Raw genomic sequence first — 10,785 nt, 5'->3', positions numbered from 1 at the left:
TTACCCATGTGAGAGTAAGTCATCGCCAGCTCATTATTCAAAACACCCCCGGTCTAAAGGCCGGGGGTGTTTTTTTAGGCCTGGAGTTTATAGTAAAATTAAATATAGTAAAAATAATATTCTGAATTTACTCAAGGTTATTTGCTATTTTTAAACTAGCCTGATTGTGTTTTAATCGTTTAAAGCTTAAAACCTAGGAATCTGCGTGTTGGAGGTATTTGCACAGCTATGTGGCGGGATTGGTTTATTCCTGCTTGGCATGACTTTAATGACCGATAGTCTTAAAGATATTGCAGGTGAAACATTAAGACAGTGGTTAGGGCGGTTTACAGGTTCTCCTTTTAAAGCAATGATTTCAGGGATTGCTTTAACCTTGATAGTGCAATCTTCTACAGCCACAACTTTAGCAACTATTGGCTTTGTCAGCGCGGGAGTTCTTACTTTTTCGCAGGCCATTGGTGTCATTATTGGCGCCAATATCGGTACTACCAGTACGGGCTGGATGGTGGCTTTTCTGGGGTTAAAGTTTTCTATCGGGCAAATAGCTTTACCTCTGATTGCCCTAGGTGCTTTACTTAAAATATTAGCACATGGACGTACAGCACTCACCGGCCTGGCACTTGCAGGCTTTGGACTGATTTTCTTTGGAATTGACTTGCTTCAGGTTGCAATGTCAGGTATCGCAGAGCATCTTGACCTTTCAGTTTTCTCCACCAAAAGCGTTGCTTCCAAATTATTGTTGGTACTTTTTGGTTTGGTCATGACTGTGGTTTTACAGTCTTCCAGTGCTGCAATTACGGCGACACTTGCTGCATTGGCAAGTCAGGCCATTCAGCTTGATCAGGCTTTAATGCTCGTGATTGGGCAGAATGTTGGAACTGTTGCAACTGCAGTGCTCGCATCTATTGGTGCAAATGCGAATGCAAAACGAACTGCTGCTGTGCATGTCTGTTTTAATGTCGTGAGTGCAATTTTTGCATTTTGTATTTTAGTTCCTTTATTTTTATGGTTTCATCAACCGCAGCATTTTTTATCCAGCTGGGATAATGTGGTAATTGTGGCTGCATTTCATACTGCTTTTAGTCTATTTGGTGCCTTATTTTTTATGCCATTGATCGGGCCTTTTGAACGGCTGTTGGTTAAATATATTCCTGCACATGAAGATTCATTATTACAAGCTTTGGATGATGCCAGTTTAGCTGTACCTGCGGTAGCCATTAATACAGCAGAAAAAGTAATTTTTAAAACAATAGCAACCCAGTATTTCTGGATACTTAAAGCCATCAAGTCGGCCGAAATGGTTTCGGCGAATGAATTAAAACAGCAGGATGAATTAATCTATAAATTACAGGATTATTTAGAAAAAATTATAGTGCCCGAAAATAGTCAAGATCAAGCCCGGCTATTTAGCTTGTTGAGGATCATGGTTTATTTAAAAGTATTACGTAGTGATCTGGAAAATCTAGAGTATGCATTAAATATCCGCACCCAACCTGCAATCTATCAGATTGCCCTGGACCTTATCCAGATAGTAGAAAATGAGGGAAATATTCGGCTGGGCCTGTCTTCATCTGATGATCTTCAACAACTCTATATAGAGCTGGAAAACTTAAAAAAATGGAGCAAACAGCATCATGCTGAATTACGAGAAAAAATAAATAGTTATGCCTCTACTTATCAGCTGAATGCAGTCAAGACCTTGGAGTTGTTGGCTGCTCATCGCTGGCTGGAACGCCTAATTTCACATAGTCTCCGTCTGGTGAATGTACTAAAAGAGCGCCAACAATCTCTTACGGTTGCTGAAGCTGACGACGAGCATGTTTAAGTGCAGATCTGAGACCTTCTTCTAGCGTCGGGTGGTAAAAAGGTTTGGCAAGGATTTGATGAATATCCTGATCGGCATCTATGGTCCAGGCAAGAAGATGGGCAAGATGTTCGGCTTCAGAACAGAACAGTTCTGCACCTAATAATTTGCCTGATTTTTTATCAATATAAACTTCAATGCCTCCCTTATTTTCAGCAAGTACCAGTGCACGGCCCTGATTTTCATAGGAGGCAAATCCTCGGATAAACTCAATATTTTGTTGTTCTAACTGTTTAAAACTTTGCCCGACAATAGCCATTTCTGGATGAGAAAATACGATTGCCAATGGGGTGAGTGCTGGAATCGGTTTGACTTCAGGATAATTTAAACAGTTATGAACTACCTCTTTACCGGCATGAGCAGCCTCGTGTTGAATGGGGGCATCAGGGGCGGCATCACCCACTATAAATATTGGCATATCTGCGAGTTGTTTGGTTTTTTTATTGATAGGCATTTTCTTTATATCAGTAAAGCTAGGGTCTAACTGGTCTAAGCTCAAGCGATCCAGATTGCTCTGACGCCCTGTAGCACCCAGAACATAGTCAACCTCAATACTTTGAACTTGATTATTTTCGGTAAAATCAATTTTAATGTGATTCGTCTGTTTTTTAACTTGGTCTGGTAAGATTTTAAACTTGATATTGATTTCTTCACTGAGTTCTTTTTGGGCTAATGACTGTAAAGTAGGGCTGCTTAGAGTACCGACTTTCTGACTACGCGCAAACATCGTGGTTTTTACCCCCAGTCGTTGCATAGCCTGAGCCAATTCAGTGGCAATCACGCCACTCCCGATCACTGCTAAAGACTTGGGTAACTGAGAAAGTTCAAAAATTTCGTCAGAACTTAAATATTTATTTCCTAATTCTTCCTTTAATGCTTTATCGATATGCGGTCGTGAACCCACTGCAATAATAAAACTTTTAGCTTGATAAGATTGTCCATTAACTTCAACTGTATGAGTATCAATAAACTTCGCATGACCAGAAATTTTATGTGAATTATCCCATTGGTCTATGCCTTTCAAGGTTGCTCGAATAAAACGTTCTCTTAAGTGATGTAGACGTTGCATGACATTTGACGTATTAACCGCAACATCCTGAAGTAAACCGAGATCTTTCGCGGATTGAATATCTTGCATACGATTTGCAGATGAGATCAGCAGTTTACTGGGCATACAGCCTACACGGGCACAGGTCGTATCCCATGAACCATCATTGATAATTAAAATATTTTTGGTGTATTTAATGGCTTCGTTATAAGCGCTGATGCCTGCAGTACCGGCGCCAATGATAATTATGTCGTACATAATATAAATATCTTAAAAAATAATATAACTATATAAAAAAACCCTCTAGAAAGAGGGTTTTATTGCAATTATTTACACTTAAAATTTAATGCCTGTTGGTAAGCTCAAATTCGTACTAATTGTACCGCCATTATTTGTTGAAGTCCCTTTGAATATTGTACCATTAATAGTATGTTCAAAATTAAGCGTACCACTTGTTGCTTGTTTAAATTTTAAAATGTTTATGCCAGTTAACTTTATACTACCAGTAAAAGTTTGCTTATTTTGATCAGGAGTTTCATTTTCAACACGAGTACCATCGATTGTCGTAATGCTCGGTAGAATTAACTCTTGTTCACCAGAAGCTCTCACACGGTAATTAGCTGAACTAGTCGTGCCAGGAGATGAGTTTAGTATTAAAGAAATTGGCTCAGCAAAAGGAATATTGGGATTATCATTTATCAGTACATTAAATCCTGAACCTGATTGAATGTTATATAAGCTACCATCACGTGAGGTTAAATCTTTATAAATACTAATTGCGCCTGTCGTAATTTCTCGTTCAATATCTTCACCTGTTTCTGGATCGGCTACAATTGCTGTTGTCGTGATCTTATAATCACTAGTACTACCATTAATCAAAACAAAACGTTTTTGTTGAGTTTGTTGAATTCCCCATGACTGTTGGAAGGGATATGAAAATGCACCGGTAATAGTTACATCATGGAAATTTTTATCTCCATTTTCGTTTTCAAATACATAAATACGTGTATTTGATTCATATTCTTCTAAGTTTGGTGTTACTTCATCATGTTGTAATTTAATATTTTTTAAATCATCTACTGTAATATCAAAATCCCAGTTATCGTAACCAGGTAAGATATTTTTAATATCTTCAGCCACGAATACATAGCAAGCTCTGTAATCTGTTTTACTTAAGGCAAAGCATTTGTTGCGGTAATATGAGCTATTTTTATAGGTGGATAGATCTATTTTTCGAATGTCTAAGCTTAATTGTAGGGGACCCTGTGCGAAAGTATCTAATGCATGGTCAATATAACCTTTAGCCGTAGTAGCATCATTTGGGTCATAATTTCCAAATAAGAACTGGCCTTCACGTTTTATGGTGTCCAAGATTTGTTGAGGGGTTTGTTCACCAGATGGGATACTTGAATGATCGCCATTATTGGTTCCAGTTGAAGGTGATTTATCATAATAGCCATCGCTACCCCCCCCTCCACACGCGGCTAAAAAACCTGATAAAGTGATAACGAGCGCACTTTTATTGAAATTCATGTTTTACCCCAAAATAATTATTTACAAAAACTATAGTTATACTATTTTAAGATTATCATAGATAAAAAATGGCGCAAAGAGCGCCATTGGTTTTTTGTGGGCGGACTTATAAGGAAGTTCCTACATTCACACCCACAGTCGGCTTCAAATTCATCGAGCTACAGCCTGTAAAAGCCAAACTACAACATACAATAATCAATAATTTATTCATGAATCAATCCTTGAGATTTAGCTTGGTTAAACAAAGATGCTGAACGTGTACCACTACGGCAGACCATTAAAATAGGCTTTGGCAGCTCATTGTAATATCGAGCAAATTCCTCAATATTGGCCTGAGAAATATGACCACTTACTACTGGCTGATAAATCACACTGACTTGAGACTTTTCTGCAATCGAGCGTAATTGACTTACCGTGACGGCATTGCCAGACTCCTGATCAGGGCGGTTTACAATCACGGATTTAAAACCCTGCTGAATCAATTGCTCAAACTTATCCAAGGTCATTTGACCGGTAACACTCACCGTCGCGGTCAGAGCACGACTCAAATTCTGCGCAGCAAAAACAGGTGAAGTACAGCTAAAACAGATTGCAAGTACTACACCTTTCCAAAATGACTTAGTCATCCAGCAAGTCCATCTGTTTTGCCAGTTGATATAAATTATTTGAGCGGTTTCCAGTACGGCAAAACATCAAGATTGGTTTGGGTAATTCATTATAATGATTGGCAAAAGTGCGGACATCAAGCTCGGTAATCTGACCGGCAACCACCGGCTGGAATACATAATCCAGACCTGCTGCACGTGCAGCCTCTTCGATTTGTGCACTGGTTGGCTGCTCAGAACCACCTTCCATATCTGGGCGGTTGTTGATAATCGATTTAAAACCTTTTTCAACTATTTGAGAGATATGTTCAGGACCAATTTGGCCAGTAAAGCCTACATTTTCGCTCATGATGTCACTCCATTATGTCATTTATCTAGATATGCTTTATGATAGCATTAAGCTGAAAACATGACGGCTTAGTTCTGAAAAATTTATAAATACGATTACAATTATAAAATAATGCAATGGAGCGCATATGTACGCTTATACAGTCGAACCACTGTATGTTAAAAGCGGTCAGGAAGTGATTGCTGCGGATTTTTATCATCCTCAACAGGTCGATAAACCGGCTGTGATCCTGATGGCCCACGGTCTGGCAGCTTTACGACATTTTAAACTGGTGCAGTATGCACAGCGCTTTGCCAGTGCTGGCTATGCTGTGGTGCTGTTTGATTATCGCTATTGGGGCGGGAGTACAGGACGTCCACGTGAACTGGTATCCATTAGTGCTCAGCTTGAAGACTGGCGGACTATGATCAGCCATTTAGAGGCACGTAAGTCGATTGACAGCAAAAGAATTGTGCTTTGGGGAACGGCCTTAAGTGGCGGTCATGTACTGACACTCGCAGCAGAGCTGTCAAATATTCAGGCAGTAATGGCACAGGTACCGTTTGTGGATGGAGCAGAAAGTGCCAAACTTTATCCTTTGCAGCAATTGCCTAAAGCCCTGAAAATTTCCAGCCAAGACTACATGGGTGCCAAGGTCGGTATGGCACCGAAAACCTTGCCCGTAGTAGACCCTCATGAACTCTGTTTTATGCCAACCCAGGACAGTTATCAGGGATATATGTCCATCGTGAACCCGGATTATTACTGGAGTGGTCATATTCCTGCACGCGCATTCTTTAAACTGATGCGTTATCGTCCCATTCTGGAAGTACGTAAAATCACGATTCCAGTTCTGTTCATTGCAGCAAAACTGGATAGTCTGATTCCCATTGAATCCAGTCGGGAAACTGCCACCAATATTGCACCATTTGTACAATATCATGAATGGAATATGCGACATTTTGATATTTATCATGGCGAATGGTTTGAAAAAGCAGTTTCGACCCAATTAGAATTCTTACATCAACATATTGGAGTGCGCTAGATGATTATTGTATGTCCGGAATGTCTGGCCAAAAACCGTGTCCCTGAAGAAAAACTAACCGCGAATCCTGCTTGTGGTCAATGCCATCAAGCATTGGTTCCATTGGCACCGATTGAATTGAATGAGCAGAATTTCAGCCAGTTTGTCACGCATAGTGATTTACCGATCCTGATCGACCTATGGGCGGACTGGTGTGGGCCATGTAAAATGATGGCACCGCACTTTGCCAATGTTGCCAAACTCTATCCCAATGTGGTTTTTGCCAAAATTGATACAGAAGCAAATCCACGGCTAAGTGCAGCATTTAATGTACGCAGTATTCCGACGCTGGTTTTAATGAATAAAAGTAATGAAATTGCTAGAATAAGCGGTGCATTACGCTCAAGCGAGCTGCAAAAGTGGCTTGATCAGCAGTTAAATGCCCCATCCTAATTCACAAGCCTGGAGTTCAAGTGTCAGATTCTCATAATAAACCAGAGGGAATTCTTTCCCTGCAGACCATTGCGATGCCTGCGGATACCAACTGGAGTGGAGATGTATTTGGTGGCTGGATTGTTTCACAAATGGACTTGGCGGGAGCAATTCATGCAGAGCGCTTTAGTAAAGGACGCTGTGCGACAATTTCGATTAACCAGATGACCTTCCTGGTTCCGGTGAAAGTCGGTGATGTGATTAGCTGCTATACCAAAATTCTAAAGGTCGGCAATACCTCCATCCAGATGGAAATTGAAGTATGGGATAGCCATGACGACTCACGTCCGCCTGTACGCGTGACTGAAGGGGTATTTACCTTTGTGGCAGTGGATGTGAAGGGCAATAAACGTCCGATTCCAGAGGAAGCAAAGCAGAAGTTTCTAGAATCTCAGCAGAAGTCATAATTCGTCTCATAAAAATCCCAGATTAATGATCTGGGATTCTTTTGTCTGTATTGCTATCAGGTCTGCTTCAATTGCTTTTTGGAAATCCACGCCCAGAGCATCTCGCATTGAATGGGTGCTTCACCCGATTCATCACTTACCATAACTTGAACCAGTGTTTCACCTTTGTCTGAACTTTGCATAAGCTGTTGCTGTTCAGCAGTCAAGGTAGCAACTGCCGTCAGGGCACCTTTGGTCGGACGTTTAAAGTCTACTTTTAGACTTTTAATCAAAACCACTGCGCTATCTGGTACATTCATTGCGGTTACAAACCCGGTTGCTGTTTCTGCCAGCAGGGCCATTGCACATGCATGAATTTGTCCAATATGGTTCTGCATGGCTTTATGATTGGCCATACTGACTACCACTTTGGACGCACTCATTTCCTCATAACGAATCTTGGCAGAGCCGACCATCGGGACCACCCGGCCAAAAGTTTTACTTAACAAAGCAGTACGAATACCTTGCGGTAATCGTGCAGTGGCTTTGACTAATCTGGCTAATCGGTTGTTCTTTGCCATAATTCCTTCTACAGACGTTGCTGACTTAGTCTTTAAAGTTATTAAACTGTAAAGGCAGACCGAATTGCTGTTCTTTCAGGTATGCCATCACTTGCTGCAAGGTATCGCGTTTTTTGTCAGTCACACGAATCTTGTCGCCCTGAATAGAAGATTGCACTTTAATGCCACTTTCTTTAATGGCCTTATTAATTTTTTTTGCAGTATCAGAGTCAAGACCATCTTTAAGCTTGATCACCTGAATCACATTTTTGCCTGAAGCGGTCATTTTTTGTGGATCAAGTGCCTGAATGTCAATCTTACGTTTGAAGAAATGGTTTTCCAGCATGTTATATACCTGTTCACACTGAAAATCACTTTCTGTACTGATTTTGATTTCCTTGTTTTTTTCATTCAGTTCAATAGAAACGTCCTGACCACGGAAATCAAAGCGGGTTGCAATCTCTTTTTGGGTATTTTGAACTGCATGATTTACTTCAAAAATTTCTAATTCAGAAACAATATCGAAAGAAGGCATAGTTTAGACCTTTACAAAGGGAAAGAATATCTGAGATGCTAGGGATGTTTTCTTCATTTGCCAAGTGTTGTTTACATCAAAGGAGTGCACAATGATCCGTAAACAAGAAATTACAACATTTGAGTTCCCAGAAAATGCCATTATCTGGGATGTACGCGATGCAAGTGCTTTTGCTGAAGCACACGTTAAAGGGGCGGTCAATCAGCCCATTAACGATCTTTCAGCAGGTAGCCTGACTCAGGTGTCAGCGGATCAACCGATTTATATTTTATGTGGTGGTGGGAGTAAAGCTCCACGTGCAGCTGAAAAATTAGAGGGTTTTGACAGCTCACGTGAATACGTCATTCTGATGGGTGGTACTCGTGCCGCTCGTGATGCCGGTATGCCGCTGGAGCAAGGTGCCTAATAACCTTGTGAAAAAAAGCGCCGTCAGGCGCTTTTTTAATGGGGGTAATATTTTTCCCTCTCTCATAGGGAGAGGGAACACCCTTAAAATAGGATTTTATATTTGAGGTTTTAAATACGGTTTTTTCATTTTCACTTTCTTTTGAAAACGGGTCACGCTGAGTTTTTTTACTACATGAGATGGAATCAGACAGACTTCTCCCAGAATCTGGGCGGCCAAGATTTCACTACATAGTGGTGCAAACAGAAAGCCTTTAGAACCGAGACCAGCAAAGCTATAAACTTCCTCCTCCGCTTTCATTTTACCGAGTAGAGGGAAATAATCCTGACTTTGTGCACGTAGCGATGCACGGCCTTGCCAAGTCTCGAGAGAAGGAAGAGATTTCGCATATTCAGGAAAGACACCGTGGATAAGTTCATAATTATGCATATGATCTTCTGCTAATACCTCTGTATCATCTCGGCCGGGATAAAACGAAGCCCCGAGAATGAGTTGTTCGGCATTGAGTTGCATACAGTAGCCGCCATAGCTATAGGCAGTATTTTGACTTAAAGGCTGGGTTTGATTATTCACCCAGCTGACCTGTCCGCGAATCGGTTTCAGGAGAGGATAATCTGCAAAAAACTGCTGGGTTTCTCGAGCAGTACAGACAATGACGTGATCGAATCCACCTAGATCCTGTTCATCTGCAAATAGCTGAGGTTTTGTAGCAGCTTCAATATGGCTAATTTTGGCCTGTTGATATTGAATATGAGGATGCTGCAAAATTTCATCACGTAACTGATGCGGCGAAACCGCGCCAGCTGCTAACAGTTTTAAACTTGGAAATGCAGTTTGCATCTCCTGATCTTTTACTGTTTGTGCAGCCAGAATTCCTTCGGGATATTCGTCTGCCAATCCTAGAAGCTGTTCAGGATTTTTTAAGGCGAGTTGATTGACCTGAATCGGGCGGAAAGCCTTAAATTTCCGATAATGATTTAAGGCATGTTGCCAAGACAAGGTCATCAAATGTTCAGCACTTTGCTCAACCGGACAGAGTTTGGGATTGAGCAAGGCCAGTGGATTGCCAGAACCTCCAGAGAGAGGCGCCGACCGGTCGTAAATCGTGACTTGATGACCACGTTGAGCGAATGCCCATGCCGTACTCAAACCTGCGATTCCTGCGCCAATCACAGCGATCTGGCGAGGCCTGGCGTTTATCTCTAAAGCTGACTCAGTTTTTTTTTGCGTACTTTCCTGAGCTGGAGATGGGTTAATTTCCTCAGCCGGATTCCAGATTGCTTTCAACATTTCACGTTTATGGCCAAACCCACGTGGACGGGAAATTGAAATCCCGTGATTTTTTAAGCCACGCTTTAAGACACCCGCGACACTAAAAGAGGCAAACGTCGTTCCGGTTTTCGACAAGCGCACAATATGGTTTAAGACATTTTCTTCCCACATATCCGGATTACAGGAAGGCGCAAAGCCATCCAGAAACCAGGCATGCACCGCTGCAGTTTTTTCAATGACCGGGAAGATATCGTGGGCATCGCCTAGCCATAGATCCAGACTGAAACGTTCTTCAGGAAAACTGAGTCGATGACAGCCAGCAATTGGCATTGGATATTGAGAAATCAGCTGATCAGCCAAAGGTTTTAACTCAGGCCAGGCATTCAGGGCACGGATCAGATCTGCTTTAGAGAGCGGAAATTTTTCCACTGAAATGGCATGCAAATGACTGTGATTATCCGGACGCACCTGTTGCCAGAGCTGCCACAGGGCCAGAATATTCAGCCCTGTACCAAAACCCGTTTCACCGACACAGAAATATTCAAAAGGTTTTAAATCTGCCAGACGCGTCGTGAGATCATTGCCATTTAAAAAGACATGCCGGGTTTCCAGCAGGCCATTGTCTTTGGAAAAATACACATCACCAAATTGCTTGGATACAGGCACATCAATGCCATCCACCAATTGCCAGTCCAGATCGGCAGTTTGAATTGCGTGCGACAAAACGGTTAC

The 10,785-nt window shown here is 41.6% G+C and carries 12 protein-coding genes; 5 read left to right on the top strand and 7 right to left on the bottom strand.

What is annotated here, in order from left to right; all coding sequences use genetic code 11:
* Window positions 1-205: 205 nt before the first annotated feature.
* The gene (locus VXQ11_RS12755; protein ID WP_416706203.1) at window positions 206-1,825 is read left to right on the top strand and encodes a Na/Pi cotransporter family protein; all 1,620 of its coding nucleotides are present in this window, start codon (window positions 206-208) and stop codon (window positions 1,823-1,825) included.
* On the opposite strand, the gene VXQ11_RS12750 is transcribed toward VXQ11_RS12755, so the two are convergent.
* From VXQ11_RS12750 to VXQ11_RS12735, 4 genes are all read right to left on the bottom strand, one after another.
* Window positions 1,791-3,170, bottom strand: a complete 1,380-nt coding sequence (locus tag VXQ11_RS12750) for a dihydrolipoyl dehydrogenase (RefSeq protein WP_416706202.1) — start codon at window positions 3,168-3,170, stop codon at window positions 1,791-1,793. The two genes, VXQ11_RS12755 and VXQ11_RS12750, sit on opposite strands and share 35 nt — an antisense overlap.
* Window positions 3,171-3,248: 78 nt before the next feature.
* The gene (locus tag VXQ11_RS12745; RefSeq protein ID WP_416706201.1) at window positions 3,249-4,445 is read right to left on the bottom strand and encodes a hypothetical protein; all 1,197 of its coding nucleotides are present in this window, start codon (window positions 4,443-4,445) and stop codon (window positions 3,249-3,251) included.
* Window positions 4,446-4,648: 203 nt separating this feature from the next.
* Entirely contained in the window at window positions 4,649-5,071 is a 423-nt protein-coding gene (locus VXQ11_RS12740; protein ID WP_416706200.1) for a beta-lactamase hydrolase domain-containing protein, read from the bottom strand.
* Entirely contained in the window at window positions 5,064-5,399 is a 336-nt protein-coding gene (locus VXQ11_RS12735) for a TIGR01244 family sulfur transferase (RefSeq protein WP_064095239.1), read from the bottom strand. The genes VXQ11_RS12740 and VXQ11_RS12735 overlap by 8 nt, the downstream gene beginning before the upstream one ends.
* A 127-nt stretch (window positions 5,400-5,526) precedes the next feature.
* Between VXQ11_RS12735 and VXQ11_RS12730 the strand changes: the two genes are divergently transcribed.
* The 3 genes from VXQ11_RS12730 to VXQ11_RS12720 all read left to right on the top strand — a co-directional run bounded on the left by VXQ11_RS12730 (window position 5,527) and on the right by VXQ11_RS12720 (window position 7,301).
* On the top strand, window positions 5,527-6,423 hold the full coding sequence (locus tag VXQ11_RS12730; RefSeq protein ID WP_416706199.1) for an alpha/beta hydrolase: 897 nt from the start codon (window positions 5,527-5,529) through the stop codon (window positions 6,421-6,423).
* Complete coding sequence (gene trxC, locus VXQ11_RS12725; protein WP_064095237.1) at window positions 6,424-6,855, top strand: thioredoxin TrxC; 432 nt, start codon at window positions 6,424-6,426, stop codon at window positions 6,853-6,855.
* Window positions 6,856-6,929: 74 nt separating this feature from the next.
* Window positions 6,930-7,301 (top strand): acyl-CoA thioesterase, encoded by a 372-nt coding sequence (locus VXQ11_RS12720; protein WP_218955192.1) that lies wholly within the window; start codon window positions 6,930-6,932, stop codon window positions 7,299-7,301.
* 56 nt (window positions 7,302-7,357) lie between these two features.
* On the opposite strand, the gene VXQ11_RS12715 is transcribed toward VXQ11_RS12720, so the two are convergent.
* Both VXQ11_RS12715 and VXQ11_RS12710 read right to left on the bottom strand, forming a co-directional pair.
* Window positions 7,358-7,861: a DUF4442 domain-containing protein gene (locus tag VXQ11_RS12715; RefSeq protein WP_064095235.1), complete on the bottom strand. Its 504-nt coding sequence runs from the start codon at window positions 7,859-7,861 to the stop codon at window positions 7,358-7,360.
* A 25-nt stretch (window positions 7,862-7,886) separates the two neighbouring features.
* Window positions 7,887-8,375 carry a YajQ family cyclic di-GMP-binding protein gene (locus tag VXQ11_RS12710; RefSeq protein WP_064095234.1) on the bottom strand — a complete coding sequence of 163 codons (489 nt, stop codon included), beginning with the start codon at window positions 8,373-8,375 and terminating at the stop codon, window positions 7,887-7,889.
* 91 nt (window positions 8,376-8,466) lie between these two features.
* Here VXQ11_RS12710 and VXQ11_RS12705 point away from each other — a divergent pair, with 91 nt between their 5' ends.
* On the top strand, window positions 8,467-8,781 hold the full coding sequence (locus tag VXQ11_RS12705; protein ID WP_416706198.1) for a rhodanese-like domain-containing protein: 315 nt from the start codon (window positions 8,467-8,469) through the stop codon (window positions 8,779-8,781).
* Between the two features lie 96 nt (window positions 8,782-8,877).
* On the opposite strand, the gene mnmC is transcribed toward VXQ11_RS12705, so the two are convergent.
* Window positions 8,878-10,776, bottom strand: a complete 1,899-nt coding sequence (mnmC, locus tag VXQ11_RS12700; RefSeq protein ID WP_416706197.1) for an FAD-dependent 5-carboxymethylaminomethyl-2-thiouridine(34) oxidoreductase MnmC — start codon at window positions 10,774-10,776, stop codon at window positions 8,878-8,880.
* Window positions 10,777-10,785 lie beyond the last annotated feature (9 nt).

This window comes from Acinetobacter sp. 197 (genome assembly GCF_048148385.1).
GTDB classification, from domain to species: domain Bacteria; phylum Pseudomonadota; class Gammaproteobacteria; order Pseudomonadales; family Moraxellaceae; genus Acinetobacter; species Acinetobacter pecorum.
The sequence above is the reverse complement of the archived record's forward strand: the minus strand, read 5'-3'. Positions and strand labels throughout refer to the sequence as shown.